Raw genomic sequence first — 26,649 nt, forward strand, 5'->3', positions numbered from 1 at the left:
GCGTCCAATCGACGCAGCGCGGGCCATCATTCCCGTCATGGCTGGGCTTTAACGTAGCCATCGTGTGTCATGCACGATGTGTTTGCGATCGAGTCTCGGTCCTGGCGGCCGTCATGGACGAGGTTCGTGACGTCGTGGGCACGCTCCTGGCGTAAAAGTCCTCACAGAAATTGATAGATCGAGTTGAACCTTGCCTGATCCGGCGCGACCACTAGAAAGCCCGCGGTACGTCGCGCAACAGTTGCGCGAGCCGAGGTGCCAAGAAGCCTGCATCCATTTTTCCCAGTAGCATTGCGTACCCAATCATTCGAACGCGAAGGCCGTATTGCGAGCGCCGAAAGCGGCGGGGGAAGTTTCAGCGAAATATGGAGAATGATGCCGTAAAGCCGCGCGAGCTGCGGGCTGCGGCAGCGAAGATGTGTGCATAGCAGCAGGCTGGGGCTCTCAGCTCAATCTCGGGGAGGAAGGGAAATGCGCCGAATTGCACTCTTGGCTGTGGTTGCGGGGATGTTCGCACCGGTGATCGCATCGCAGCCGGCGCATGCTCAGGCCACCAGAACGTGGGTGTCGGGCGTGGGCGATGATGCCAATCCGTGCAGTCGCACCGCCCCGTGCAAGACCTTTCCCGGCGCGATCTCGAAGACAGCCGCGGGCGGCGAGATCAATTGTCTCGACTCGGGCGGTTTCGGCGTCGTGACCATCACCAAGGCGATCTCGATCTATTGCGAAGGCGTTGTCGGCGGCATCCTCGCAGCAGGGAGTTCCGGCGTTGTCATCAACGCGGCCGCGACCGATCACATCGTGCTGCGCGGTCTCGATATCGACGGGGCGGGAACCGGAATCAAGGGTGTCAACGTCCTTCAGGCAGCCTCGGTGGTCATCGAGCACTGCTTCATCAGGAACTTCAACAGCGCAGGCGGCGTCGGCGTCTTCGTCAATCCGTCGAACTTCAACTCGATGCTCTTGATCCGCGACAGCGTGATTTCGCACAACGGCACCGCGGCCAACGGAGCTGGGGTCAGCATCAACACCAACGGCGGCAGCGCGCGGGGCCTGATCAATAACACGGCGATCCACAAGAACTTTATCGGCGTGAGCGTGCAGGGATCGGCCAACGTTCAGATCAACAACACCAACATCTCGGAGAATCTCGGTACGGGCCTCGCGCTTACCGGCGGTGCGGGGGTGCGGATTGGCCGCTCGGTGATCGTCAACAATCTGGGGGCGGCCACCTCCGGCAATGTGCTGTCGTATCTGGACAACCAGATCAACGGCAACGCCCCGGACACGACGCCGGCCACCGCTGGTGGTTATCATTAAGTCCTGGGAATCTACTGGCCTGACAATAACGTCAAGTTTTCCGTTCAATTCTGGAGGTTCAATATGCGCCGTATTGCTCTATGGACTCTTGTCGCGGGATTTCTCTTGCCATTCGCCGTGTCGCAGCCGGCTCATGCCCAGGCGACCAGGACGTGGGTGTCCGGTGTTGGCGATGACGTCAATCCGTGCAGCCGCACCGCGCCGTGCAAGACCTTTGCCGGCGCGATCTCGAAGACCGCCGCGGGCGGCGAGATCAACTGCCTCGATTCCGCCGGCTTCGGCACAGTGACCATCACCAAGGCGATGACGATCTATTGCGAAGGCGTCGTCGGCAGCATCCTGGCGTCCGGCACCAATGGCATCAACGTCAATGCCGCGGCGACCGATCACATCGTGCTTCGCGGCCTCGACATCGAAGGTGCCGGCACCGGTCTCAAGGGCGTCAACATCCTCCAGGCGGCCTCGGTGGTCATCGAGCACTGCTTCATCAGGAACTTCAACGGTGCGTCCGGAGCCGGCATCTTCTCGAATCCGTCGAACTTCAACTCGATGCTGATGATCCGCGACAGCGTGATCTCCCACAACGGCGCCGCCGCCGCTGGCGCCGGGATTAACATCAACACGAACGGTGGCAGCACCCGGGTCCTGATTAACAACACGGCCATTCACAAGAACTTCGTCGGCCTGAACGTGCAGGGATCGTCCAACGTCCAGGTCAACAACACCAGCATCTCGGAGAATGTGAGCACGGGCCTCGCCCTCAGCGGTGTTGCAGCGGCACGTATCGGTCGATCGATGATCGTCAACAATCTCGGCGCAGCCACGACGGGCAACGTGCTGTCCTATCTGGACAACCAGATCAACGGCAATGCGCCGGACACGACGCCGGCTACCGCTGGCGGGTATCACTAGGCCTGTCCAATCGACGAGCTCCGGGCGCGATGCGCCCGGAGATTTTTTTGTCCCTGGCACCGCTATGGATTTCGGGACGCCTGCAGACTAGTCTGGCCGCGTACGCAGGGAGCGCGGGTGGCATGGAGACCCTCGACAGTCAGAATTCGGGGCTTTGCCGTTCGGCGCCGCAAACGCGCGGTTGGTCGCGACGGGCGGGGTGGGGCTGTGCTGCCGTTCTGCTGACGCTCGCCTTGGCAGTCCCGGCCTACGCCCAATCGTTCCGTCAGGGCGTCTCCGCTTTCCATCGCCAGGACTATTTGACGGCGTCCCGCATCTTCATTCCACTCGCCGAGCGGGGCAATGCCGCTGCACAGTCCTATCTTGGTTTCCTGTTCGAGACCGGCCGCGGCGTGCCGCAGAACTATACGGAGGCCGCGATGTGGTACCGGCGCGCGGCAGAGCAGGGCGACAGCCGCGCCCAGTATTCGCTGGGCCTTCTTTACGACCGCGGCCAGGGCGTTCCGCAGGACATCGTCGAAGCCTCCAAATGGCTCAATCTGTCCACGGCCGCCGCACCGCCGCCGGCGCGCGAAGCGCGGGCTCGGATCCGCGATGCCGTCACCACCAAGATGACGCGCGGAGAGATCGCCCAGGCCCGCCTGCGGGCGCTGGAATGGGCGCCGAGCCGCGAGCACTGAGCGCTGCGGCTTGCCCGCCAATCGGCGCGGTTGCCTATCGGTTCGTGATTCGGGGGAAGGGCAGTGCAATCGCCGTGATGGCCGGTGTTTTGCCCGATTTGTCAAATCGCTTCGTAAAATCCTCAAAGTGGCCGCCTGGTAAGTCATTGAAAAACCTGACCCCGCCTACTGTGCATGGGGTTGTTTTCGCGATTCTGTGGGCGGGGCCGACGATGATCCCGATCCCAGGCTTCAGCCCGGCCAGCCGCCGAGCCAGTTCGTGTACCAGGTTTCGCCGAGCCAGCCGATCCAGATCGCCGGTGCTAGGAACAGCCCGAACGGCAGGTACGCCGTGGCGCGCAGCGGCTTCCGTTGCAGGGCGGCATTGGCCAGATAAGCGCCGATCGCAAACAGCGCCGCAAGCTCGATCACCGCGACCACGGTCGCAAGCTCGAGCCAGGCGCCACAGACGGCGGCGAGCTTGACGTCGCCGAGCCCGAGCCCGTCCCGGCCGCGCCAGCGGCGGTAGAGCACCATCAGGAGCAGCAGCGGAAGGCCCGTGGCCGTGGCTCGGATCAGAGGCCAGAGCAGCGCTTCGGCGGCGATGTCGGGCACGAACGCGCCGGCGCGGAGCAGCGCGAGCGCGAACGCGGCGCCGGTCAGCTCGTTCGGAATGCGGTAGTGGCGCGCATCGTTCGCCGCGGTCGCCAGCATCAGGGCGGCCAGGAACGCGCCGTACAGGCCTTCGACGCCCGGCGCGGCGACGAGGCTTGCGAGTACGCCGAGCAGCAGGAGGATGGCGAGCGGAGCCCCCGTCCCGGCATTCGCCGCCCGATCCGTCACGCCCTTAGCGCGCCGCCTTGGGCGGGTTCACGGGAATCACGGGATTGCTGGTGCCGACGAGGCGGCTGTTCATCTTGCTGCGCATTTCCTCCGCAATGACGTGCGCATCGACGCCGTCCTTGATGACGGTCGGGCGGATGAACAGGATCAGCTCGGTGCGGGCGCGCGTGCTGCCCTGGTGGGAGAACGCATCGCCGACGCCGGGAATGGAGTCGAGGATTGGAATTCCCTGGCGTTGCTTGTTCTCGGTCTCGCTGATCAGGCCAGCGAGCAGTACGGTCTGGCCGCTCGTCACCGCGATCGAGCTCTTGACCCGGCGCTGCGAGATCGTCGGCGTCAGCGAGCCGGTGCTGCCGGCGGCCACGCTCGAGATCTCCTGCTCGACGTCGAGCACGACGTTGCCGTTGGCGTTGGCGCGCGGCAGCACGCGCAGGATGATGCCGGTGTTCTTGTAGTCGATGGTGTTGACGACGGTGTTGTTGGCGGTCAGCACGGTCGCGGTGCCGGTCGAGAACGGCACCTGGTCGCCGACCTGTAAGGTCGCTGGCTGATTGTCCAGCACGACCAGCGACGGGTTGGACAGCACTTTGACGGTGGTGACGTTGTGGAGCGCATCGAGCACCACGCGCGGAGAGTTTTCCGCGCCGATCAGAAAGTTGAAGCCGGGCAGGGCGCGGCCGAGCAGCGCGCCGGCGGCGGCGTTGACCGCGCCGGTCTGCTGCTCGATGTTGCTGCCGACCGAAGCGCTGTTGCTCACGCCGCCAATGGTGTTGGAAACCGAGCCGTGCTTGCTGGCGATGAAGAACTGGACACCGTAGTTCAAGGCGTCGTTCAGCGTGACCTCGGCGATCGTCGCCTCGATCGCGATCTGGCGCTGCGGCCGGTCGATCTGCCGGATCGTCTGCTCGACGACGCGCTGTGATTCCGCGTTGGCGTAGACCAGCACCGCGTTGTTGGTGACGTCGGCCGTGATCCGCACGTTTTGAAGGATCGCATTGTTGACGGGCTTTGCGCCGGTGCCGAGCAGGGAGCCGTTGTCCTGGCCGGGAAGGCCGGCCGCAGCAGGGGCGGGGCGGGCGGCCAGCGACGAGCCGGGAGCGCCGGTGACCGGGGTCGCGGCACCTGCCGCTGCGGTCGGAAGTGCGCTGAGGGACGCGATCGGATTGGTGCCGGACGAGGACGTCGCGATGCCCGCGCCCGGGGAGATCTGGCCCGCCGAATTGTCGAGCGAGGAGGTGCTGGTCGCGCTCTGGCTGAACAGGATCTCGTTCAGCAATGCCACCACCGCCTTGGAGTTGCCGTAGCGTAGCGGGTAGGATTTCAGATTCACGCCTTCCGTGTCGGAGCGGTCGAGCCGCGCGATCCATGTCTGCGCGCGCTTGAGATATTCCGGCTTCTGGCTGACGACCAGAATCGAATTGAGGCGCCCGATCGGCTGGAATTTCACCACGTTCTGGCCCAGGCCGCCTTCGCCCGAATCCATGATCTTTTCGATCTCGGAGATGAGCGGCTCGGGCGTGGAGTTCCGCACCGGGAAGATGCCGACCGATTGCCCCCGCATCCAGTCGGCGTCGAAGGAGAGAATGGTGTCGACCGCGGTCGCCCGGTCGGTGCCGCTGCCGCTGACGATCAAGGTGTTGCGGGCGCTGTCGGGACGCATGGTCTGGGCCTTCACGCCGAAGGCATCGAGCAGCTTGAAGATGTTCTGCGCCGAGACGTAGCGAAGCGGCACCACGGTGATGCCCTGGCCGGCCGCAGCGTTCAGCGAGCGATCGATCCCGCCAGGGCCGGCTTCGGGCGCCGGCAGCAGGCGATAGCCGGTGCGGTCACGGACCAGCGCGACACCGGACATGCGCAGCGCGTTCTCCAGCACGTAGAGCGCATCCGCCTTGGGCACCGGCCGCACCGACGCCAGGGTCACGGTTCCCTGCACGCGCGGGTCGATCGTGTAGCCGACGTTGAGTACGTCACCAAGAACGACCTTTGCGACGGTGGCGACCGGCGCGTTCTCGAAATTCAGGTCGTAACCGCTGCCGCCGGCATCGTCGCGTTCGGCCAGCCCGCCGCCCTGCGGCGTTGCACCATCGCTGAGATAGATCGCCGGCTTTGACGATCGCGCCTGCGCAATGCCGCTCGCGCCAGCGTCGGCGGGTTGACGCGGCTGAAGATCGAGGGAGCGGACCTTGTCGGCGATGTCCTGGGCGCGGGGGTCCTTTGGATCGGCTTCGATCGACTGGTCGGCGGTCACGATGCAGGCGCCGAGCACGAAAGCGGACGACAACAGGAGGAGCGTTCCAGGCAACGCTGAGCGAAGGCGCAAAAGCGGCTGGACCACCTTGAACAAAATACGCCTGCCCACGCTGATATTGATTGAAAATTGCATCCGATCCCCCTTTGGTTCGGACGCGCAATAATTTGCGCCACGATTATGTTTTTGCTAATAAATAAGTCAAGGGCAAAGGGCCGATCGTCACCCGCCGAAGTTGTTGCTTTCAGGTCACAAGGTCAACGCCGTGAATGCGATGCGCGACCGCTCCGCAGATAGCTTCCGGCAGCACCTCCTGGAAAAATACTCATTGCCGCCGCGGGCGCATGCCCATGTCGATAAATCGGCCAACCCCGCGCTCGTGCGTCCCTTGCGGGAGTTGTGGGAGGCCACCGATCTTTCCGCCGCCGAATTCGCAGATGAAGTCTCCGATCATTTCGGTCTGACGCGGCTGAGCCTGCCGCAACTGCTCGCAGCCACGCCTTGCCTCGACGGCTTCTCGCGCCGTTTTCTGCGTGAATCCACCATCTTTCCTTTCAGTGCGCCCAACGACGTATTTCGGTTGGCTGTCGCCGATCCCTCCGACACGGCTGCCATTCGTGCCGCCGAAATCGTGTTCGGAGCGCCGGTCGATGTCGTCGTGGCCTCATACGAGGACATCACCACGGTCCTCGATCAACGGGCCGATGCCGACGACGCAAATGCCGATCGAACCGGCAGGAGCGTTGCGCAGCAGTCGGACGACGACATCGAGAGCCTGCGCGATCTCGCCAGCGGCGCACCGGTGGTGCGCGCGCTCAATGATCTCCTGGAGCGCGCCGTGGACTTGCGTGCCAGCGACATTCACGTCGAGCCGTTCCGCGCCGGACTCGTCGTGCGCATGCGCGTCGACGGCCTGCTGCGCGCGCTGCCGTCGCCGCACGGTATTCCGCCGCAGGCGCTGATCTCGCGCATCAAGATTCTCGCCAGCCTCAACATCGCGGAGCGGCGCTTGCCGCAGGACGGCGCCGCGCGCGTGCGGGTCGGGCGCAGCGAGATCGACGTTCGCGTCGCGACCATGCCGACGCAGCATGGCGAGAGCGCCGTCATCCGCCTGCTGCCGCGCGACCGTGGTCTCCTGGAGATGAGCAAGCTCGGTCTCGCCGCGCGCGACGAGAGCGTGATGACGCGGCTGCTCGCGATGCCGCATGGCATGATCGTGATCACGGGCCCGACCGGCAGCGGCAAGACCACGACGCTTGCGACCATGCTGTCGATCCTGAACGAGCCCACGCGCAAGATCCTCACCATCGAGGATCCCGTCGAGTACGAGATTCCCGGCATCAACCAGTCCCAGGTCAAGCCGTCCATCGGGCTGACCTTCGCCTCCGCCATGCGCGCCTTCGTCCGACAGGACCCCGACGTGATCATGGTCGGCGAGGTCCGCGATGCGGAGACCGCGCATATCGCCATTCACGCGGCACTCACCGGCCACCTTGTTCTGACGACGCTGCACACCGAGACGGCCGCGGCCGCCGTGCCGCGGCTGATCGACCTCGGTATCGAGGGCTTCCTGCTGAAGTCCACGTTGCGCGCGGTGGTGGCGCAGCGCCTGGTGCGCGTGCTCTGCGACCGCTGCAAGGTCCCGCATGCGCTGACCGAGGCCGATCTCGCCGAGGACCCGCGCTTTGCGGTGATCGGCTTCAAGTGCGGCGAGGTCGTGCACGAGGCCGGCGGCTGCGAGCGCTGCGGCGGCACAGGCTATCGCGGCCGTAACGGCGTGTTCGAGATCCTCGAAATGTCCGACGAGGTGCGCACGCTGATCGGCCCGCAGACCGACTCGCACTCGATCGACGCCGCCGCGATGCGGGCCGGCATGACGACGATGCTGGAGGATGCGGTCGCCAAATGCCGGGCAGGGCTCACCACCGTGCCCGAGGTCTTCCGCGTCACGACGGTGCGCTGACGCATGCCGAACTATCGCTACCGCGCGCTCAACGCCAACGGCGAACTGGTCTCCGGCGCCATTGCCGCGCCCGCGCCGGGCGACGTCGCGCAGCGGATCGAGCGGCTCGGTCTCGTGCTGGTCGACAACGTCACGCCGGAAGAGGGCGGCTCGGCGGGCCGCGTGTTCAGCCTCTTCAACCGGCCCAAGCCGGAAGACGTCACAATCTTCACCCGCGACCTCGCGCTGCTGCTGCGCGCCGGTGCACGCATCAATGACGGATTGGAGCTGCTCGCGGCCGACCCGGATTTCGGTCGGCTGCGTCCGGTTGTTGCGGACATCCGTTCGCGCGTCGTCGCGGGCGAGAGCTTTGCCGAAGCGCTGGCGCGGCACGAGGGGCTGTTCCCGCCAATGTATGTCGCGCTGGTGCGGGTCGGCGAGGCTTCGGGATCGCTGGACCAGGTGCTTGAGGTGCTGGCCGGCGAGCGCACGCGCAGCGAGGGGCTGAGGCGGCGATTGTCGGATGCAATCCGCTATCCGCTGTTCGTCTTGGGCGCGGCGGGTTGCGTGCTGCTGTTCTTCCTCACTTTCGTGCTGCCGCAGTTCGCCAGCGTGCTGCAGGATTTCGGGGCCAAGATTGATCCGGTGGTCGGAATTTTTCTCAACATCTCCACCTTCCTGCGCGGCAATTCGGACGCGGTGCTGGCTGGCCTTGCGGCCACCATCGCCGCGGCGTGGCTCCTGCTCCGGCAAGAGCGCGTCCGGCGCGGCGTCACCAATGCGATCACGCGGCTGCCGGCAATCCGCAACGTGATGAGCGCATACCGGACGGCACTGTTCTGCCGCAATCTCGGCCTGCTCCTCGGCAGCGGCGTCAATCTCACCATCACGCTGCGCATCCTCGTCGACATGATGGCGACAACCGGTCCGTCCGCGGTCTGGAGCAATGCCGCCGACCGCGTCCGCCATGGCTCGAAGCTGTCCGATGCGCTGGCCGAGACCGAAGCACTGCCCGCAATGGCGGTCCGCATGCTCCGGCTCGGCGACGAGACCGGGCAATTGCCGATGCTGTCGGGACGGATCGCCGAATTCTACGAGGCCAAATTGCAGCGCACGCTGGACCGCGCGGTCGGCATCGCGGGCCCGGCGGCGATCATCGCGATTTCGCTGGTCGTCGGCGGCCTGATCACGTCGGTGATGACGGCGCTGATGTCGGTGAGCCAGATTGTCGGTTAGTTGGGCCAGATGGCAAGCAGGTAACGGGAGAGGCTTGGAGTGACCAAATATCGAAGCGCGAAGCGCGGCCGGCGGCGCGCCGGCCGAGGGGAGGCGGGCTTCACCCTCGTCGAGATGCTGGTCGTCATCACCATCATCGGGATGATCATGGCGCTGGTCGGCCCACGGGTGCTGAACTATCTCAGCGAGTCCAAGGCGAAGGCGGCCAAGATTCAGATCGAGAGCTTTTCCAGCGCGCTCGATCTCTATTTTCTCGATCTCGGCCGTTATCCCACATCGAACGAAGGCCTCACCGCGTTGACCCGCAGCACCAATCAGGCCGGCTGGAACGGGCCTTATTTGCGCGGCGGGGTAGTCCCAAACGATCCCTGGGGGCACATTTATGTCTATCGCGCTCCGGGCGCGAGCGCGCCCTATGAGATCATCTCGCTGGGATCGGACGGTCAGGAAGGCGGCAGTGGAACGGCGGCCGACATTGTTAGCGGCGCGCGCTGAGGGCATCGGCGATGCGCGTGGCTTCGCGCTGATCGAGATCCTGTGCGTGCTCGCGATCATCGGCCTGCTGGCGGCAATCATCCTGCCGGCTGTCCCGCGCACGACGACGCGCGCCAGGCTGGAGAGCTACGCGGTCGAGACCGCGGCGCTGCTGAAAGCCGACCGCAACGCGGCGCTGCGCCGGCAAACCAGGGTGGCGACTCAGGTGGACGCGGAGGCGCGCGCGATCCGTTCCGGAGTCACCGGCCGGACCATCCGCCTGCCTGATGACGTGGTGGTGCAGGCGATGCTGGCCTCGCGCTGCGCCGACAGGGCCGCGGGCCGGACGATCGATTTCTTTCCGTCGGGCATGTCGTGTGGCGGGGTGATCGCGTTGGCGAGGCCGGGTATCGGCTATGAGGTGCGTGTCAACTGGCTGACCGGAGGCGTCGAGATTGTCCCGCAGAAGCTGCTCTGACACCGCTGGTTTCACCCTGATCGAGGCGCTGGTCGCGCTCGCGATCATCGCGGTCATGCTCGGGACGATCGGCTCGGTCATCGCCACGACGGTGAAGGGGACGCGCGCGATCGACCAGCGTCTGGCGCTCGCTGGCACGGCCGAGACCCTGCTCGCAGACCTGCCGGCGCGCTCTTTGCTGAAACCTGGCCGGCGGAGCGGCGAACTGGCCGGCAGCCGCTGGCGGGTCGACGTTGCGCCGATGAAGATGCCGGGCGGTGATCCCGCCAGCGATCGCTTCGTGCCGTTGGCCGTCAATCTGCGCCTGCAGCGCGCCGACGGCAGCGCGATCCAGGTCACGACGGTGAAACTGGTGCCGAGGGCGGCGCAATGAAGGGTTTGGCAACGAAGCGCCTGGCAATGAAGCGCCTGCGCCGCGCGCTGGCCAATGAGGCCGGCTTCACTATGCTCGAAGTGCTGCTCGCAACCCTGCTGATGACCGTCATCCTTGCGGCGCTGGCGACCGTGACGGCGCAATGGCTGCCGAACTGGAATCGCGGCATTGCCCACGTGCAGCGGGCCGAGCGTCTTGCGACCGGGCTCGAGCGCATCGTCTCCGACCTCTCCGTCGCCGAGCAGATGACAGTGAACGGCGACGCCAGGGTGCCGCTGTTCGACGGCGGCGAATTGTCGGTGACCTTCCTGCGCACGGCGCTCGGCCCGAGCGCGCGTCCAGGCCTCGAATTCGTCCGTCTGATCGAAAAGGCCGACGCTCAAGGGCTCGCCCTGGTGCGCGACCGCGCGCCGTTCCAACCGATGCCGACCGACGGGCAGATCCGCTTCGTCGATCAGGTCGTGCTGATCCGGGCGCCGTTCCGCGTCAGCTTCGCCTATGCCGGGCCCGACGGTCAGTGGCAGCCGATCTGGCGCGGGCAGCCGCAGCTGCCGGATCGCATCCGCATCACCGTGCGGGACAGTGCTTCCGGGCAGGTGCTCGCGGTCTCGGGCGCGGCGGTTCCGCGCATTACGGCGCCGGCCGAATGCGCCCGAGCCAAGAACCCGGCGACCTGCGTCACGGCGCGCACTCGGCCGGAACAGGCGGAGAAAGAGGAGCAGCAGCTTTGAGCGGAGCAAGGGACGCGCATGCAACGCTTCGCGACGGCCGCGGCTTCATCGTCGTCGCGGTGCTCTGGATGCTGGCGGCGCTGGCGGCGCTGGCGCTGATCTACCTGACCTATGTGACCAACACGGCGGTCACGGTCTCCGTCAATGCCGACCGGTTGCAGGCCGATGCGCTGGTGACCGCGGGGATCGAGCTCGCGGCCTATCGTCTGACGGCGCAGAACGAGGCGCTGCGTCCGACCAGCGGCACCTTCAATGCCCGGGTCGGTGCCGGTCGGGTGAGCGTGACGTTCCGTTCGGAGGCTGCGCGCGTCGATCTCAACATGGCACCGAAGCCGCTGCTATCGGGCCTGATGACGGCGCTCGGTGTCTCCGCGACGGACGCACCCGTCTATGCCGACCGGATTCTCGCCTGGCGCGCATCGACCGAGCCCGGCCAGGAGAATGCGGAAGATTCCTACTATCGCACGCTCGGCGCGCCTTATTTGCCGCGTCACGCGCCGTTTCCGCATAGTGACGAACTCTGGCTAGTGCGCGGCATTCCGGCCGCCGTCGTGGAGCGCGTGCTGCCCTTCGTCACGGTGTTCAGCAACATGCGGACGGTGAACGTGCTCGACGCCGCGCCGCAGGTAGTGGCGGCGCTGCCGGGCATGTCGCCCGGGCTATTGCAGCAGGTGCTGCGTGACCGCACCGATCCCAACGTCGATTCCCGGGCCTTGGTCGGGCTTGCCGGCAGCACCAATGCGACGATCGAAGGCTCGAAGGCGTACCGGTTGACAGTCGCGGTCGAGCTGCCGTCGCATCGGCGGAGCTCGGCCGAGGTCGTCATCCTGCTTCTCGAAACCGGCGATGAGCCGTATCGTGTATTGTCGTGGCATAACGCCGTCGACGGCTCCGCCGGAAAGCCTCTGTGAGATGAGCTCACTCGTTTCTCTTCGCGCTATTCTCGATGCCTGGACCGGCACTGTAGCCGGCACGATCGTTCGCGCCATGGAGCGGGCCGTGTCGCCGCGGGTGGTCCGGCTGGTCGAAAGCGAGACCGGCACGTTCGCGCTGGAAGCGACCAAGTCGGAGAACGTCCCGAAGGAGATTGTGTTCGAGGATGGCAAGTTTGCAAGCGCCAATCTCGCGCAGATCGTCCGCGGCAGCCGCGTCGAGATCGTGCTGCGGTCGTCGCGCTTTTTGTTTCGTCCGCTGGAACTGCCGGCGCGTGCCGCCGATTTCCTCGACGGCATCGTGCGGGCGCAGATCGACCGGCTGACGCCGTGGACCGCGAACGAAGCGGTGTTCGGTTGTCGCGCTCCGGCGGCGCATGGCAGCGACAGCATCACCACGGAGATCGCCGCGGCGCCGCGCAAGCTGGCGATGAGCTATGTAGATGCCGTCTCCCCGTTCCATCCGTCGGCGGTCGCGATCGCGACGGAGGCGAGCGCGGGCGGACGCATCAAGGTATTCGAGCAGAGGTCGCGCGGCGCGGTCGATCCGGCGCGGTTGAGCCGGGCGCTGCAAGCGGTGCTGGCTCTTGCCGCCGTCGCCGCGGTGACCGGATCGGTCGCGGCAAGCTATCTTGCCGACGGCCTCGGCGCGCAGGAGAAGGAGCTCGAACGGCAGATCACCCAGCGCCGCGCCGCGCTTCGCGGCAGCGATGGCGGCGAGCGATCCCCACTCGCGCTGCTCGAACGCCGCAAATACGAGACAGCGGCGAGTGTGATCGTGCTGGAAACGCTGAGCCGGGTGTTGCCGGACCATACCTATGTCACCGAGCTGCATCTTGTGGGCAACAAGCTGCAGATCGGCGGCATCACCCGCGATGCGCCCTCGCTGATCCCGTTGATCGAGCAATCCGGACATTTCAACCGCGCGACCTTCTACGCCCCGACGACGCGCAGCTCCTCCGATCCCGGCGAGCGCTTCCATATCGAGGCGCAAATCGAACCGAGGAACGTGCCATGAGCAGTGCCAAGCTCACCGGCGGCAATGCGGTCGCGCGGGCGCTCGCGAGTTCGCCGCTGATCGCGGTTACGCTCTATGTGGCGATTGCCGGCGCGCTGCTGCTGACGACGGGGCTGTCGATCGCCGAGATCGTCGCCCATCGGCAAGCGCTGGCGCAGACTTCCGACCTGCTCGACCAGTTGCGTGGCCGCAAGGGAGGCGCCAAGAATGCGGCTGCGTTATCGGCCGAGCGGCCGGGTACGCCGTTCCTGGAGGGGCCAACCGTGACCGTCGCGGGCGCCAATCTGCTGCAGAGGGTTGCCGCTGCTGTCAGCGATGCCGGCGGCCAGGTCCAGTCCTCGCAAGTTGACGTATCCGGCGCGCGAACCAAGGACGGCTTCGTCGGCCTCGTCGTGAGCTGCGAGCTGGAACAGCCCGCGCTCCAGAAGCTGCTCTACGATATCGAGGCCGGCATGCCGTTCCTGTTTGTCGATCAGCTCGACGTCCAGGTGCCGCAGACCACCGCGCTGAGCGATGCAGGCACCGGTCGCGTCAGGGTGATCCTGGGCGTCTCGGGCCAGTGGCAGGCGGGGAAATAGGTCGGCCAAATCAAGGCGGACTGGTCAGCCTCACCAAGCGTACTTGAACACGCCCTTGCCGGAATAGCTGGTGACGTTGCCGGAGAACTCGCCGTCGAAGGTGGCGGCGATGGAGAAGCCGCTCAGCCACTTCATCTCGGCGCTGCCGCTCACGAGCGCGGAGTCGGCATCGACCCTGGCGCCGTTCACGACGAAGCCGGTGCCCGGCAAGGTCTGGAACACGGCGGTGACGGCGCGGCCCGGATTGTAGTCGTGCGCCCAGGCGGCACGGCCGCGCAGCGTCAGCACGCCGCTCTGCATGGCGTAGGACTTGTCGGTGCGCAGGCCGAGTTCGGAGCGGGTATTGGTCAGAGACTGCGAAGCGTAGTTCAGCGCGAACAGGCCGCCGCCGTTGAGGCTGACTTCGGAGTAGTTGGGCAGGTTGAAGTTCGTCACCTGCGCCGCGGCATAGGGCGTGATGCCGATCAGCGGCGTCGTGAACCGATAGCCGCCCTCGAAGCGCGCCGAGAACGTGTCGGCCTTGAAGCGGCCCTGGAGCTGGTCGGCCCCGGCGAGCGCCACGGTGCGGTTGGTCGTGACGTCGTGCCAGCCATAGGCAAGCGCGGCCGAGACATAGGCCGCTCCGAAATTGTGCCGGCCATAGACACCGGCCTGGAACAGGTCGGCCGAGCCTGCGCCCATCGCATTGGCGAGCGAGTAGTTCAGTCCGCCGCCGCCGAGCGCAAAGCCGACCAGCGTGTCCACCGAGATTCGGTAGTCGGCACCGGCCGCGCCGCCCCAGACCCGCGCGGTCAAGTCCTGCGAGCCGACCTGCACATTGCCGCCGACCTCGGCCGAACCACCATAGCCGGCCGCCCAGACGCTCCAGCGGCTGCTCGGCTGCGAGGAGAACAGCGGCGCCTTGGTCGCCATCGCATAAGCCTCGCGCTCGCGCGCGGTGGCGGGCCGCTTCGACGCGTAGGCCGCCGCCTCGTTGCTCTCGGCGAACTGCGCGACGCTGCCCGCCTTGGCGAAGCCGCCGCTACGCCCGACGACGGTCGGGTCGAGCATCAGATTCAGAAACTGGCCGTCGGCGTTGATTGCAGACTGGATGATGCCGGTGCCGAGCTCACCCGATGCGGTCGTCAGTCCCGCCGGCCCCAGCGCGGCGAAGGCCGCTGGAATGCCGCCGGCGGTGTTGAAGAAATTGGTTAGCGTGTTCGCGACGTTCTGCTGGTTGACGTTGAGCCCGGCGCCTTGCGCGAAATTGACATTGACGTTGAGGAACACGTTGTTGGTGTCGTAGCTCAGCGTCGCGTTGAGCGTCGGCATGTTCGACAAGACTGTCGGATTGAAGGTACTGCCGGCCAGGGTGCCGGCCGCGGTCAAGATCGTGTACTGCTTCTTGACCGTGCCCGAGGTGAAGTTCGCGCGCACCGTTGCACCGCCGAGGTCGGCCGCGCCATTGACCTGGGCGAGGCTGGCACTGGTCGAGGAAACCTGCACCAGATAGGTCGAGGCGGCGGTGAAGATCAGCGATCCACTGATGGTCATCGTGCCGAACGGATTCGCCGCGCTGCCGGGCGCCAGCGTGCCTCCATTGACCGCGACGCCCGCGATCGTGCCGCTGCCGGCGAGCGTGCCGCCGGTGTTGATGGTGGTCAGGCTGTTCAGAAGCGAGCCGTCCACCACCAGCGTGCCGCCGTTCACGGCGGTGGCGCCCGTATAGGTGTTGACGCCGGTGAGCGTCTGCGTGCCGCCCGTCAGAGCAAGTCCGCCGCCGGCGGCGCCATCGGCGATGACGCCGGAAAAGGTGCCGTTGCCGTTCGTGATGGTCAGCGTGTTGGCGCCGAGATTGACGTTGCCCGCGCCCGAGAGCGACTTGATCGCGGTGCCGGTACTCAAGGCGGCGATGTCGAAGATGCCGTTGGCGATGACGCTGCTCGAGGTCGCGATGCTGCCGTCGCTGCCGCCGAAATTGACGAGATCGAGTTCGCCGCCGCTGGCGATGGTCGTGGTGCCGGTATAGGTGTTGGTGCCGAAGAGCTGCTGCAGCCCTCCGTTCGCGATCGCAAGATTGCCTGCGGTGCCGCCGCCGATGCCGCCGTCCTGGATCACGCCGCCGAAGGCGGTGCCGCTGCCAGCCGTAATTGTCAGCGTCTTCGATCCCAGCGCGACGACGCCATTGGTGCCGAAGGAGAGCAGCTGAGTCACCGATGCCCCGGACGTGGTCTGGGAAATATCGAGCGTCGAAGCCGCGCCCGAGAAGGCGACATAAAGCGAATTTGCAATCGAGCCGCCGCCCTTCAGTGCCAGGGTTGCGCCCGCGTCGATCTGCGTGACATTGGTGTAGGTGTTTAGGCCCGAGAGCGTCTGCGTTCCGCCGAAAACCTCGAACCCGCCTGTGCCCTGGATCACACCCGAGAACTCGGTCGAGCCGTTGGTAATGACCAGATTGTTGGCACCCAGGTTGACGGCGCCGCTCGAACTGCCGGCAAGCGTCGTGATGGCGTTGAACGGAACCGCGGATGCCGAGATGTCGAAGGTCGCGTCCACCGTGACGACGCTGGATGACGAAATACTGCCGAAGCCGGAGATTGCCAATGTTCCGGCCGAGATCGTCGTCGCGCCCGTGTAGGTGTTGGTGCCGGTCAACGTCAGCGTGCCTGCGCCGACCTTGGTCAGGCCGCCGGTGCCGGAGATGATGCCGTCGACCTGGGTCGAGGTGTTGAGGCTGCCGGTGGTAAGCGTATTGGCGCCCAGAGCATAATTGCCGGCGCCTTCAATCGAGCCGGACGTCATCCCGCCGCTGGTCAGGCCCGAAATGTCGACGGTGCCGCCGGCGTTGGTGATGAAGCGCGCGCTGCCGCCGGTCGCCGACCCGCTGAAGTTCGTCGTTGCACCGTTGTTGGTGGTGATGGTGGCGCTGCCGGCGGTGGCGGAGCCGTCGAAATTCAACGTTCCGTCGTTGATGATGGACGAGGTGGCGGCGGTGGTGGTGTTGTGGAAGCTCAGCACTCCCCCTGCGCCGTTGTTGATCGTAGCCGTGCCGGCCGAAGCATTGCTGAAGAAATCGATCTGGCCGGTGGCGTTGTTGGTGATCTGGGCGCTGCCGGCAGAGGCCGAATCCTCGAACGTGACGAAGCCGCTGTTGGCGAGAGTTGCCGTCCCTGCGGTGCTGTCCTGGATGAAGTTGACGTTGCCGCCGACATCGTTGGTGATGGTCACGGCCCCGGCGCCGCCGCTCGCCGTGCTGCTGTTCTGGAACACCAGGTTGTTGCCGGCGGTGACTCCAAAATTCTGGGTATTGCCCGTATCGTTGTTGATGATGCCCGTTGCATTGACGATGAACGGGTTGCCGATCGTGAACGTATAGGCCTGCGAGGCGTTCGAGAACTGGATCGTGCCGATGCTGACGACGCCGTTGTTGTTGTCGACCGCCGTGCTTCCGGTGTTGCTGAAGGTCGCGGTCTCGTCCGGCACGCTCGGGTTGGATGACCAATTGGTGGGATCCGTCCAGTCTGTGGAGCCGCCGGTCCATGTGCCGTCCACGGCATGCGCGGCGACGACGCCGAGTGCCGTGGTGGCGAGGAGTGTCGCCAGGGAGTGGCGCACGACGGATCGCAGCCCGTATCCGATTCGCCCACCTGCCATTGTCGGTCCAGCCATCCGATCGTCTCAAAACATCAAAGAAATCATCGCGAGCATACAACCTGGGCGCGTACGTAGGCCCGGCGCCCGCGCCATAATCTCACGGCGCTGCAACGGCCTGCAATGAATGGATATCCATTTGCGTTGGGTTCGGGCCTGTCCGCCCTGCATTTTCAGCCATCGTGGCCGTCGGGCAACATATTCGTGCATTGCAACAGGTTCAGCGCGGAGTGCGCATGCTAGTTAGGGTGGCAGGACGGGTTGATGGCGCCGTGGATCGGAACTAGTTTGGCGCGGATGCCTCGCCGTCGTCGTGGCGTGGTCCGTCGTCGCAGGGGAATATCGATGTCCGGCTGGCTGAGGCCGACAGGATTGGCCGTGCTGTGCGTGGTGCTGGGCGCTGCCGGAACCATGGCGGCCACCTCGTCGCGGGTGGACGTCCTGTCGGACGACGCGGCCGGCAGCGCTGCTGAAAGTGTCGACGTCGGAACGGTGAGACCGATCGCGCGGCCCGCGCAGCAAATGCCGGGCAAGCCTATCCCTCGTGGCAATCCGCTGTGGTCGGTGCCGCTCTCGGCGCTGAGCGCAACCCAGGAACGCCCGATCTTCTCGTCCATGCGCCGGCCACCGCCGCGTGCGGTCGCCGCTTTGCCGGTCGAGGAAAGTCCTGCGGCAACGCCCAAGCCGGTCGAGGCGCCGCCGCCGTTGTTGCTGGTCGGGGCCGTGGTGGGCGAAGGCGACGCGATCGCAATTCTCGTCAACCGCGCCGATCAGAAGGTCGTGCGTCTGCGGCAGGGCGAATCGCTCGCTGGCTGGTCGCTGACGTCGGTGCAGCCGCGCGAGGTGACGTTCAAGCAGGGCGAGCGCAGCGAGGTGCTGGTGCTCCAGCGGTCGGATGCAGCCGCTCCCGCGGGCCCGCCCGCGGATGCCGGGGGCAAGCTGACGATGCCCGGCCCGGCCGATCCGTCGTTCTCTCCCTTCGTGCCGCGTTCGACGCCGAAGAACGGCGAGTCGGATGGACTCTGAGCGCTGGCAGGCGCGCCGGGCCCCTGTAGACTATCGACTATCGACATTCCCTGGATCGGCTGCTAGCCCGAATTCGCGCCCCTCGCGGGACCCGATCGGAGATGCGGCAAGGGCTTGGTGAGGTGATGGCCGGTTGGCTGGCATGACGTTCAGGAAAAGACCCCCCGACCTGCTGGGAAACTCCGCGTGGAATGCGATGGCCTTCCTGGTGGCGGTGGTGCTGAACCTGGCCATCCTGCCTTTCGTGATCGTTCACCTCGGCCTCGCCGCATTCGGCATCGCGGGGCTTGTCACCGCATGCATTGCGCCTGCCCTTGTGTTCAGCAACACGCTCGGATTGTCGACGGCGCGCGAGCTTGCGCAGCGACTGGAGCCGTCCGACCGCGACGATGCGCGACGCCTGTTCGCGACCGCGGTCATGCTTGCAGCTGGCGCGGGCGGCCTGATCACCATTTTCTTTCTGGTTGCCGGAGCTCCGCTTGCGCGGCTCGGATTTCATCTGGCCGGTCCAGCCGCCGAGGACCTTGGATCGGCCTTCGCGTTGGCCGCTCTCGGCTGGCTGAGCCAATGCGTGTCGGCGGTCTTCATTTCCTTGTTCACCGCGCGGCAGGACTATCGCCGGATCGCCTCGACCGGCATTGTCAGCACCGTGGTCTCGATCGTTTCAATGCTCCTCCTGATCCCTGCCGCCCCCCACGCATCGACTTTCCTCGGCTGCCAGGCGCTGGGGTTTGCGACCAGCCTGCTGATCGCCGTGGCCTGGTCGTGCGGTACACTGCGCGAATGGCTGGCACCGCCAGCGTTGCATCGCGAGGCGCTTGGCAGGCTGCTCCGGTTCGGCAGCTGGCAGGTCGCCGCGCAGGGCGGTGCGCTGCTCGCCGGGCAGGCCGATCGATATCTGCTCGGCGCGCTGCTTCAACCGCAGTTCGTCGGTTTTTATGGTGTTGCGCAACGTCTCCAGGAGGCGACCTATATCGGTATCCTGAAGGTCGGCGAAATCCTGTTTCCATACTTCAGCACGTTGCAAGGCGAGAGCGAGGACCGAAAGGCCGATCTGCTGTTCCGGTCCTCGTGGATTCTGAACGTTCTGGCTGCAAGTGCCCTGGGTGGATTGATTTCGGTGGCCGGCCCGCTGCTGCATGTCTGGACCGGCGCCGAAGTCGCGGCCGAGGCTGCGCGGGTTCTCGTCGTGCTGTCGATCGCCGGAATACTCGGATCGAGCGCGAACGTCTTCGGTTTTTACCTGCTGGCGCAGGGGCGGTCACGCTCCAACGCGCTCATCGCATTGATCACGGGTGTCGTCACACTCGTCACCAGCGCGTTCGCGTTGCCGCGTTTCGGATGGCATGCCGCGGGCTGGAGCGCATGCGCCGGCATGATCGCGCAGATGCTGACTGTCGTCTTCCTGCTGCGGCGCAATTTTAAGCTCGCCGGCATGTGGTCGCGTGTCGCGCATTGCGTATTGACGCCGCTTTGCATCGGGATCGCGATGGCGCTGGCAGTGCGGTACGGTCTCGACCGCATGCCGCTCCGGCTCGCGCCGTCCTGGTGGTCGGTGGGGGCCGTCTCGTCGCTGACGGCTGCGATCATCCTCGTGGTCGCGGTTGCCGCTTCGCAGTTGGGCCCGTATCGGAAGGTGTGCCGGCAAGATATTCGTTCGATCCTCGCTCGCTTCCTGCCCCTCAAGGCCGTCTAGGACATGTGCGGAATCGCGGGCATCGTAAATCTGGGCGGCAATGCGGTGGAGCGGGCTGACATCTCGCGGCTGACGGGCCTGATCGCGCATCGTGGTCCGTTCGGCGAGGGGACCTGGTTCAGCGCAGACCGAAGCCTCGCATTCGGCCACCGCCGGCTGGCGATCATCGATCCCGGCGAGGGCGGATATCAGCCGATGCTGTCTGCGGACGGCCGCCATGTGATCGTGTTCAATGGCGAAATCTACAATTTTCTCGAGCTGCGCCGCGAACTCGAGGGGCAGGGCGCGGTGTTCCGCAGCCAGTCCGATACCGAAGTGATCTTGGCGGCCTGGCAGGCCTGGCGGGAAGACATGCTGTCCCGCTTCAACGGCATGTGGGCTCTGGCGATCTTCGACACGGGCACGCGCGAATTGTTTCTTGCGCGCGATCGCTTCGGCATCAAGCCGCTGCTCTACGCGGCGTCGCCGGAGCGATTCATCTTCGCGTCCGAGCAGCGGGCGCTGGTGCGGAGCGGGCTGATCGATGCATCCGTTGACACGGAAGTGGCGCGCCGGCTGCTGCTCGACCCCTTCGGGATCGAAGGAAGCGAGCGAACCCTGTTTCGCCAGGTTCGCCGCCTGCAGGGCGGCCATTTCATGTGGCTGCGCCAGGGCAAGGTCAGTGTCAGGCGCTGGTGGCGGACGGTGGATCATCTGCCGACCGTGCCTGCCACCGAAGCCGAACGCGCCGCGCGCTTTCGCGAGCTGTTCCAGGACGCCGTGGCACTGCGCATGCGCAGCGATGTGCCGATCGGGACCTGCCTGTCTGGAGGTTTCGATTCATCGGCGGTGATCTGCACCATGGCGGCGCACGAGAAGGCGGGCATGGGGCCGCGCGACAGCGCCGCATGGCGTCATGCCTTTGTCGCGACGTTTCCCGGCGCCTCGAACGACGAGCGGCCGATGGCAGAGGAGGCCGCCGCCTGGGCTGAAGTTGCGCCGACCTTCCTCGAAATCGGGCAGGCGGATGCACTTGCAGACCTGGATCGGATTCTCGACGATCTCGATGACGTCTATATCGGGCTGCCCAGCGCCGTGTGGTTGATCTATCGGCAACTGAGGCGGCAGAACGTGACGGTGTCGCTGGACGGCCACGGCGCGGACGAGTTGATGGGCGCCTATTTGCAGCAAGGACAGGCGCGTGCATTCCGAATCCGGAACGCAGCCGAAGACCTCGCCTCGCGCTCGGCGCTGACCCGGCGCGGCGTGGATGTCCTGCGTGCGTTCGGCCTCAGGCGCCAGGGGGTGTACTTTCTGCGCGGCGGTCTGCGCGATCTTCCCGCTCAACTCCCGCTGACGGCGGAGGACGACGTGCTGCCGCGCGAATGGGGCGGCTTGAACAAGCGCCTCTACCGCATGTTTCACAGCACGGTGCTTCCCACCATCCTGCGCAACTTCGATCGTCTCTCGATGGCTCACGGCGTCGAAGTCCGCATGCCCTTCATGGACTGGCGCCTGGTGACGTACACGATGGCGCTTCCCGAAAGCAGCAAGTTCGCAGATGGCTACACCAAGGCGGTCGCCCGGCGGGCAATGGCCAATTTGATGCCGGAATCGATCCGGACCGCGCGCCGCAAGGTCGGCTTTAATTCACCGATGCCCGAATGGCTGAACGGACCTTTGGCCGGATGGACGGCGGACCTGCTCGACCGCGAGGTGCCGGCCTTTGCCGAAATGGTGGATGAAACGGCCTTGCGCAGAGCGGTGAGCCGCTTGACGGCGTCGAAAACTTGGGACTGGGAGACGGTCGGTCGGATCTGGCCGTATTTGAACATGAAATGGATGTTGGCGAGGTACGCCTGAGCGATGCGCCTGTTCCAGAATAGCGCCCTCTACCCGTCCTATCTGCTGCGGCTGAACCAGCTTGCGGCGAATACCCATAGCTTCGCGGAGCGGCGGGATGTGTTCTTGCATGACCGTTTCGGCGCGGCGCATTTCCTCAAGCCGGTGCTCGATGGATCGCCGGAAGCCTTCTTCACCAACGGAGACGACGAGATCCTGCAGCGCCGCTGGGCGCGCGAGCAGGGCATGTCGGGCGAGCCGACCCTCGAGGCCATCCTGCTTGCGCAGATCGAGCATCACGCCACCGAGGTGTTCTACAACCTCGATCCGATGCGTTATCCGAGCGCCTTCGTCGCCAAGCTGCCGGGCTGTGTCAAGACGGCGTTGTGCTGGCGTGCGGCGCCGTCAGGAAATGCCGATTTCACGGCGTATGGCGCCGTGCTGGGAAACTTTCCGTCGATCCTCGACATTTGGCGCGGCAAGGGATGCCGGGCCGAATTGTTCTTTCCGGCACATGATCCCGTGATGGACGAATATGGCCACGGCGAACGCCCGATCGACGTCGTCTTCGTCGGCGGCTACTCGCGGCACCATCGGGCGCGCGCCCGGACGCTGGAGCAGGTCGCGCAGCTCGCGGCCAGTCGCAACATCGTGCTATGTCTCGATGCCTCGCGTCTGACCAGGCTCGCCGAGACCGCGCTCGGACGATTGCTCCCGCTGCGCGAGCACCGGCGCCCCGATGCCATCGCCGCCATTGCGAAGCCTCCCGTGTTTGGGAGGAGCCTCTATGAACTGATCGGGTCGTCGAAGATCGTGCTCAACGGCGCGATCGACATGGCTGGCACTGATCGCGGCAATATGCGTTGCTTCGAGGCGATGGGTTGCGGCGGGCTGCTCGTCTCCGACGCCGGAGGGTATCCGGACGGTATGGAGGAGGGGCGCACCATCGAGACCTACGATACCCCGGAGCAGGCCGTCGAGGTCATTTCTCGAAGCTTGCAGGACTGGCCGAGGTCGGCGGAGATCGCCGCCCTTGGCCGGGCCCGCGTCCGGGACGTCTACCGCAAGGACGTGCAATGGAAGCAGTTCGGCGATCTCGTCGGACGGATTTAGCCGTGCTAGAGCGTCCCGGGCGACGCGATTTTCAGTGGATTGCATGAACCTCAACTTCCTGATTCAGCGGTTCACCGGCCGCAATGTCGACTACATGGTCCAGCGGATGGTTGGACGTGCGACGTGCCGTCTCGGTGCCGGCGCTGTGCTCGGCGCCGACGCCAGGATGAGGAATATCTACGGCGACACCGACAAGATCGACATTGGCGCGCAGAGCCGAATTTTCGGCGAACTCATGACCTTCGCCCATGGTGGGCAGATCAGGATCGGCGAATGGTGTTATGTCGGCGAGGGGACGCGGATCTGGTCCGCCGCCTCCATCGAGATTGGAAACCGGGTTCTGATCTCCCATTCGGCGAATGTATTCGACAGTCTGACTCATCCGATCGGGGCGGCCGCGCGACACGAACAGGTCCGACAGATATTCACGAGCGGTCATCCACGTGAGCTTTCGCTCGACGAAGCCCCGGTTCGGATCTGCGATGATGCCTGGGTTGGCGCGGGTGCGATGGTGCTACGCGGCGTAACGGTTGGCGAGGGGGCAGTGGTAGCGGCCGGCGCGGTCGTCACCAAGGACGTGCCGGCCTTCTCGATCGTGGCCGGAAACCCGGCGGTGCTGGTCAGGGAGCTCCGGCCCGATGAGCGGTAACGGGAAGTTCACGACGTGGGAGGAAGCCGTGGTCTGGCTGCGCAATCAGCCGGATCAGGGCCAGCTCGTGCGTGACGCCTTCTACGATGATCCGCTGGCCGCGGCTGCCGAGCGCTATTTTCGAAGCTCCGAGTGGCAGGCGATTGCGGCGCTGCTGTCCGGCCGCTCCGGCTCGGCGCTCGACGTCGGTGCCGGTCGCGGCATTGCGAGCTACGCGCTGGCTCGCAGCGGATTTGAGGTAACTGCCCTCGAGCCCGATGGCAGCGCGATCGTCGGTGCGGCGGCGATCCGCGATCTGGCGGCCGAGACAAAGCTGCCGATCCACGTGGTCGAGGAATTCTCGGAGCGCCTGCCGTTCGCGGACGAAACATTCGATCTCGTATTTGCGCGCGCGGTGCTGCATCACACGCGCGACCTCGACGGCGCCTGCCGCGAGATGTTTCGTGTGCTTCGCCCCGGCGGGATGCTGATCGCCGCGCGGGAGCATGTGATCAGCAAGGAAAGCGATCTTCAGCAGTTCCTCGATCAGCACCCGCTGCATCGCCTTTACGGCGGCGAGCATGCCTACCTGCTCAACCGTTATACCGGCGCGCTGAAATCGGCCGGCTTTGCGGCTGTCGAGACGCTGGCTCCGCTGCAAAGTCCCATCAATCTGTTTCCCTACACGATGGAGACGCTGCGATCCGCGGTTGTCGAAAGGCTGACGTTGAAGATTCCAGCCGGTCCGCTGTGGCGCGCGGCCTTTGCCTCGCAACGTGTCTTCGTATCGCTGCTTTCGCTGGCCGAGGGCTTTGACCACAGGCCTGGCCGGCTCTATTCGTTCGTTTGTCACAAGGTTTAGATCATGTCCGCGTGGGTCACCGGTGCGAACGGGTTCATCGGCCGCCATCTCGTTCGCGAGTTGGCAGGCGCCGGGCGTGCAGTTCATGGCGTCGGTCACGGTGCGCTCGATGCAGCAGATGCGCGCGCCCTCGGCTTGCAGACGTGGATCAACGGCGAGGTTGACGCGGCCAACCTGAGCGCGCTCGCCGCTGCGCGCGGGTTGCCGTCGCAGGTCTTCCATCTGGCGGGTGGATCGTCGGTCGGGCCGTCGATCGCGCGCCCGTTCGAGGACTTTTTGCGGACGGTGACGAGCACGGCACGCCTGCTCGAATGGCTTCGAAGCTCTGCACCGGCGTGCCGTCTGGTGGTGGCGTCGAGCGCGGCGGTCTACGGTTCGGAGCATGCCGGTCCGATTCCCGAAAGCGCCGCACTCGCGCCGATGTCGCCCTATGGTCATCACAAGCTGATGATGGAGCAGCTGTGCCGGAGCTATGCCCAGAGTTTCGGCCTTCGCTGCACCGTCGTGCGGTTGTTCTCGGTCTACGGTCCGAACCTTCGCAAGCAACTGCTCTGGGACATCTGCTCACGGCTGAGCAGCGATGAACGGTCTCTCGATCTGGGAGGGACCGGGGCCGAGATAAGGGATTGGACCGACGTCCGCGATGTCGTTCGCTTGCTGGCGCGCGTTGCGGAGGAGGTGCACCAGGAATTTCGCCCGATCAATGGCGGCTCGGGACGCGGCACGAGCGTCGCCGATATTGCCGAAGGCCTGATCCGGAATTGGGGAAGCAACACCGTCGTTCGTTATTCCGGCGTGGCGCGGCCGGGCGACCCGGTCAGCCTGCTGGCGGATGACGGGCGTTTGCGCGAGATGAATTTCGACTGGCGCCTTCCGTTGGAGCGCGGTCTTGCCGATTACGTCGAATGGTTCAGGGGCCCGGGCCGTGCCTAAGCGCGCACCGCTGCGGATTGCTTTCACTAACGTTCCGCGACGCCTATGGGCGGGCGGTTACAACTATCAACGCAATCTGTTCGAGGTGCTCAACCGGCATTCTCCGGGAATGGTGGTCCCTGTGCTGTTTGCCGGAACGGCGGACGATCCCGATGAGATTGCGGCCTTGGCCAGCATTCCCGGCGTCGAGGTCGTTCGCTCGCCGGTGTTCGATCACGGCGCGACCGGACTTGCCCGCACGACGGATCTCGCTCGAGCGATCGTCTTTGGATTGGACGCGCCTGCCGTTGCCGAATTCAAGGCCAACGGGATCGACATGGTGTTCGAATCCGCGCGCTTCTTTGGCTGGCGCCTGCCAATTCCGGCAGTCGCATGGTTCCCGGATTTTCAGCATCGCCTGCTTCCCCATCTTTTCTCCAGGGGCGCCTATTGGCGGCGTGATCTCGGCTTTCGGGCTCAGATCGCGTCTGGTCGGCACATCATGCTGAGCAGCGCCAGCGCGCTCGGCGATCTCAGGAAGTTCTATCCGGGCAGTTCGAACGGCGTCTCGGTCGTTCGATTCGCGAGCGAGCCCCCTGTCGGACTGCTCACCACGGATCCGTCTGATGTGATCGCCCGCTATGATCTTCCGCGACGCTATTTCTATCTGCCCAACCAGTTCTGGCGGCACAAGAATCACCGGCTCGTGGTCGATGCGCTCGATCTGCTGAAGTCTCGGGGGCGCGACGTCGTCGTCGCGGCCTCTGGAAATACGGAGGACTTCCGCGAGTCCGGCCTTTTCGACAAGACCATGAGCGAGGTCAGCTCGCGCGGGCTGGAGCCGAACTTCAAGCATCTCGGAATGATTCCCCTGGATCATGTCTATGCCCTCCTGCGTGCATCGATGGCGCTCATCAATCCTTCGGAATGCGAGGGGTGGAGCACGACTGTCGAGGAAGCGAAGTCGTTCGGTGTCCCGATGATTCTGTCCGACATCGATGTCCATCGCGAACAGACCGGGGGTAGCGCGCGATACTTCGGCATCCGAGACGCCGCGGCGCTGGCCGATCAAATGTTGCAGGTTGCGCAAACGGCCGAGGCTGCGACCGTCCGCAATCTGTTGCCGAACCTCGAGCAGCGCGTCGAGGCGTTCGTTGCGGATTTCATCCGGCTGACTCGGGACGTGATGGAGTCACGGGCCGGCTGAGCGCGCGGCC

Annotated in this window: 23 protein-coding genes; 20 read left to right on the forward strand and 3 right to left on the reverse strand. The window is 65.5% G+C overall.

What is annotated here, in order from left to right; genetic code table 11:
• The first annotated feature begins 471 nt into the window (after positions 1–471).
• The 3 genes from ACFDR6_RS27045 to ACFDR6_RS27055 all read left to right on the forward strand — a co-directional run bounded on the left by ACFDR6_RS27045 (position 472) and on the right by ACFDR6_RS27055 (position 2,912).
• On the forward strand, positions 472–1,320 hold the full coding sequence (locus ACFDR6_RS27045) for a right-handed parallel beta-helix repeat-containing protein (protein ID WP_317243225.1): 849 nt from the start codon (positions 472–474) through the stop codon (positions 1,318–1,320).
• Positions 1,321–1,425: 105 nt separating this feature from the next.
• Positions 1,426–2,232, forward strand: a complete 807-nt coding sequence (locus tag ACFDR6_RS27050) for a right-handed parallel beta-helix repeat-containing protein (RefSeq protein ID WP_375860119.1) — start codon at positions 1,426–1,428, stop codon at positions 2,230–2,232.
• A gap of 122 nt (positions 2,233–2,354) precedes the next feature.
• Positions 2,355–2,912, forward strand: coding sequence for a tetratricopeptide repeat protein (locus ACFDR6_RS27055; RefSeq protein ID WP_317243227.1), 558 nt, complete (start codon positions 2,355–2,357; stop codon positions 2,910–2,912).
• A 231-nt stretch (positions 2,913–3,143) separates the two neighbouring features.
• On the opposite strand, the gene ACFDR6_RS27060 is transcribed toward ACFDR6_RS27055, so the two are convergent.
• Both ACFDR6_RS27060 and gspD read right to left on the reverse strand, forming a co-directional pair.
• Entirely contained in the window at positions 3,144–3,734 is a 591-nt protein-coding gene (locus ACFDR6_RS27060) for a prepilin peptidase (protein WP_375860120.1), read from the reverse strand.
• 4 nt (positions 3,735–3,738) lie between these two features.
• Complete coding sequence (gene gspD / locus ACFDR6_RS27065; protein WP_375860121.1) at positions 3,739–6,117, reverse strand: type II secretion system secretin GspD; 2,379 nt, start codon at positions 6,115–6,117, stop codon at positions 3,739–3,741.
• Between the two features lie 139 nt (positions 6,118–6,256).
• Between gspD and ACFDR6_RS27070 the strand changes: the two genes are divergently transcribed.
• Genes ACFDR6_RS27070 through gspM form a run of 9 tightly spaced genes read left to right on the forward strand, consistent with a single transcriptional unit; the run spans position 6,257 to position 13,744 of the window.
• Positions 6,257–7,945, forward strand: a complete 1,689-nt coding sequence (locus ACFDR6_RS27070) for a GspE/PulE family protein (RefSeq protein ID WP_375860122.1) — start codon at positions 6,257–6,259, stop codon at positions 7,943–7,945.
• A 3-nt stretch (positions 7,946–7,948) separates the two neighbouring features.
• Entirely contained in the window at positions 7,949–9,160 is a 1,212-nt protein-coding gene (locus ACFDR6_RS27075) for a type II secretion system F family protein (protein ID WP_212091112.1), read from the forward strand.
• Between the two features lie 39 nt (positions 9,161–9,199).
• Positions 9,200–9,655, forward strand: a complete 456-nt coding sequence (gene gspG / locus ACFDR6_RS27080) for a type II secretion system major pseudopilin GspG (RefSeq protein ID WP_212091116.1) — start codon at positions 9,200–9,202, stop codon at positions 9,653–9,655.
• Positions 9,618–10,112: a prepilin-type N-terminal cleavage/methylation domain-containing protein gene (locus tag ACFDR6_RS27085; RefSeq protein ID WP_375860123.1), complete on the forward strand. Its 495-nt coding sequence runs from the start codon at positions 9,618–9,620 to the stop codon at positions 10,110–10,112. The genes gspG and ACFDR6_RS27085 overlap by 38 nt, the downstream gene beginning before the upstream one ends.
• Positions 10,090–10,485 carry a type IV pilus modification PilV family protein gene (locus tag ACFDR6_RS27090; RefSeq protein WP_375860125.1) on the forward strand — a complete coding sequence of 132 codons (396 nt, stop codon included), beginning with the start codon at positions 10,090–10,092 and terminating at the stop codon, positions 10,483–10,485. Before ACFDR6_RS27085 ends, ACFDR6_RS27090 begins: the two co-directional genes overlap by 23 nt.
• The gene (locus ACFDR6_RS27095) at positions 10,482–11,216 is read left to right on the forward strand and encodes a PulJ/GspJ family protein (RefSeq protein WP_375860126.1); all 735 of its coding nucleotides are present in this window, start codon (positions 10,482–10,484) and stop codon (positions 11,214–11,216) included. Before ACFDR6_RS27090 ends, ACFDR6_RS27095 begins: the two co-directional genes overlap by 4 nt.
• Positions 11,213–12,127: a type II secretion system minor pseudopilin gene (locus ACFDR6_RS27100; RefSeq protein ID WP_317243232.1), complete on the forward strand. Its 915-nt coding sequence runs from the start codon at positions 11,213–11,215 to the stop codon at positions 12,125–12,127. The genes ACFDR6_RS27095 and ACFDR6_RS27100 overlap by 4 nt, the downstream gene beginning before the upstream one ends.
• A 1-nt stretch (position 12,128) precedes the next feature.
• The gene (locus ACFDR6_RS27105; protein ID WP_375860127.1) at positions 12,129–13,166 is read left to right on the forward strand and encodes a PilN domain-containing protein; all 1,038 of its coding nucleotides are present in this window, start codon (positions 12,129–12,131) and stop codon (positions 13,164–13,166) included.
• Complete coding sequence (gene gspM / locus ACFDR6_RS27110; RefSeq protein ID WP_212091133.1) at positions 13,163–13,744, forward strand: type II secretion system protein GspM; 582 nt, start codon at positions 13,163–13,165, stop codon at positions 13,742–13,744. Before ACFDR6_RS27105 ends, gspM begins: the two co-directional genes overlap by 4 nt.
• 30 nt (positions 13,745–13,774) lie before the next feature.
• Here gspM and ACFDR6_RS27115 read toward each other — a convergent pair whose 3' ends face one another.
• The gene (locus ACFDR6_RS27115) at positions 13,775–17,392 is read right to left on the reverse strand and encodes an autotransporter domain-containing protein (protein WP_375860128.1); all 3,618 of its coding nucleotides are present in this window, start codon (positions 17,390–17,392) and stop codon (positions 13,775–13,777) included.
• Positions 17,393–17,719: 327 nt separating this feature from the next.
• Here ACFDR6_RS27115 and ACFDR6_RS27120 point away from each other — a divergent pair, with 327 nt between their 5' ends.
• The 8 genes from ACFDR6_RS27120 to ACFDR6_RS27155 all read left to right on the forward strand — a co-directional run bounded on the left by ACFDR6_RS27120 (position 17,720) and on the right by ACFDR6_RS27155 (position 26,639).
• Complete coding sequence (locus ACFDR6_RS27120; RefSeq protein WP_375860130.1) at positions 17,720–18,400, forward strand: hypothetical protein; 681 nt, start codon at positions 17,720–17,722, stop codon at positions 18,398–18,400.
• 142 nt (positions 18,401–18,542) lie between these two features.
• Positions 18,543–20,096, forward strand: coding sequence for a lipopolysaccharide biosynthesis protein (locus tag ACFDR6_RS27125; protein WP_375860131.1), 1,554 nt, complete (start codon positions 18,543–18,545; stop codon positions 20,094–20,096).
• 3 nt (positions 20,097–20,099) lie between these two features.
• Positions 20,100–21,938 carry an asparagine synthase (glutamine-hydrolyzing) gene (gene asnB / locus ACFDR6_RS27130; RefSeq protein ID WP_375860132.1) on the forward strand — a complete coding sequence of 613 codons (1,839 nt, stop codon included), beginning with the start codon at positions 20,100–20,102 and terminating at the stop codon, positions 21,936–21,938.
• A gap of 3 nt (positions 21,939–21,941) precedes the next feature.
• Positions 21,942–23,030: a glycosyltransferase family protein gene (locus ACFDR6_RS27135; RefSeq protein ID WP_375860133.1), complete on the forward strand. Its 1,089-nt coding sequence runs from the start codon at positions 21,942–21,944 to the stop codon at positions 23,028–23,030.
• 43 nt (positions 23,031–23,073) lie between these two features.
• Entirely contained in the window at positions 23,074–23,679 is a 606-nt protein-coding gene (locus ACFDR6_RS27140; protein ID WP_317243239.1) for an acyltransferase, read from the forward strand.
• Entirely contained in the window at positions 23,669–24,520 is an 852-nt protein-coding gene (locus tag ACFDR6_RS27145; protein ID WP_375860135.1) for a class I SAM-dependent methyltransferase, read from the forward strand. Before ACFDR6_RS27140 ends, ACFDR6_RS27145 begins: the two co-directional genes overlap by 11 nt.
• A 3-nt stretch (positions 24,521–24,523) precedes the next feature.
• Positions 24,524–25,453: an NAD-dependent epimerase/dehydratase family protein gene (locus ACFDR6_RS27150; RefSeq protein ID WP_375860136.1), complete on the forward strand. Its 930-nt coding sequence runs from the start codon at positions 24,524–24,526 to the stop codon at positions 25,451–25,453.
• Between the two features lie 109 nt (positions 25,454–25,562).
• Positions 25,563–26,639: a glycosyltransferase family 4 protein gene (locus ACFDR6_RS27155; RefSeq protein WP_375860137.1), complete on the forward strand. Its 1,077-nt coding sequence runs from the start codon at positions 25,563–25,565 to the stop codon at positions 26,637–26,639.
• The last annotated feature ends 10 nt before the right edge of the window (positions 26,640–26,649 follow it).

Origin of the sequence: Bradyrhizobium tunisiense (genome assembly GCF_042263385.1) — a bacterium.
GTDB lineage: Bacteria > Pseudomonadota > Alphaproteobacteria > Rhizobiales > Xanthobacteraceae > Bradyrhizobium > Bradyrhizobium tunisiense.

Coding starts and splice junctions, on each gene's coding strand:
- ACFDR6_RS27095 (WP_375860126.1), top strand. CDS start 10,482: ATGAAGGGTTTGGCAACGAAGCGCCTGGCAATGAAGCGCCTGCGCCGC.
- ACFDR6_RS27145 (WP_375860135.1), top strand. CDS start 23,669: ATGAGCGGTAACGGGAAGTTCACGACGTGGGAGGAAGCCGTGGTCTGG.
- ACFDR6_RS27155 (WP_375860137.1), top strand. CDS start 25,563: ATGGTGGTCCCTGTGCTGTTTGCCGGAACGGCGGACGATCCCGATGAG.
- ACFDR6_RS27150 (WP_375860136.1), top strand. CDS start 24,524: ATGTCCGCGTGGGTCACCGGTGCGAACGGGTTCATCGGCCGCCATCTC.
- asnB (WP_375860132.1), top strand. CDS start 20,100: ATGTGCGGAATCGCGGGCATCGTAAATCTGGGCGGCAATGCGGTGGAG.
- ACFDR6_RS27070 (WP_375860122.1), top strand. CDS start 6,257: ATGCGCGACCGCTCCGCAGATAGCTTCCGGCAGCACCTCCTGGAAAAA.
- gspM (WP_212091133.1), top strand. CDS start 13,163: ATGAGCAGTGCCAAGCTCACCGGCGGCAATGCGGTCGCGCGGGCGCTC.
- ACFDR6_RS27075 (WP_212091112.1), top strand. CDS start 7,949: ATGCCGAACTATCGCTACCGCGCGCTCAACGCCAACGGCGAACTGGTC.
- ACFDR6_RS27105 (WP_375860127.1), top strand. CDS start 12,129: ATGAGCTCACTCGTTTCTCTTCGCGCTATTCTCGATGCCTGGACCGGC.
- ACFDR6_RS27140 (WP_317243239.1), top strand. CDS start 23,074: ATGAACCTCAACTTCCTGATTCAGCGGTTCACCGGCCGCAATGTCGAC.
- ACFDR6_RS27045 (WP_317243225.1), top strand. CDS start 472: ATGCGCCGAATTGCACTCTTGGCTGTGGTTGCGGGGATGTTCGCACCG.
- ACFDR6_RS27055 (WP_317243227.1), top strand. CDS start 2,355: ATGGAGACCCTCGACAGTCAGAATTCGGGGCTTTGCCGTTCGGCGCCG.
- ACFDR6_RS27120 (WP_375860130.1), top strand. CDS start 17,720: ATGTCCGGCTGGCTGAGGCCGACAGGATTGGCCGTGCTGTGCGTGGTG.
- ACFDR6_RS27125 (WP_375860131.1), top strand. CDS start 18,543: ATGACGTTCAGGAAAAGACCCCCCGACCTGCTGGGAAACTCCGCGTGG.
- gspD (WP_375860121.1), bottom strand. CDS start 6,117: ATGCAATTTTCAATCAATATCAGCGTGGGCAGGCGTATTTTGTTCAAG.
- ACFDR6_RS27135 (WP_375860133.1), top strand. CDS start 21,942: ATGCGCCTGTTCCAGAATAGCGCCCTCTACCCGTCCTATCTGCTGCGG.
- ACFDR6_RS27115 (WP_375860128.1), bottom strand. CDS start 17,392: ATGGCTGGACCGACAATGGCAGGTGGGCGAATCGGATACGGGCTGCGA.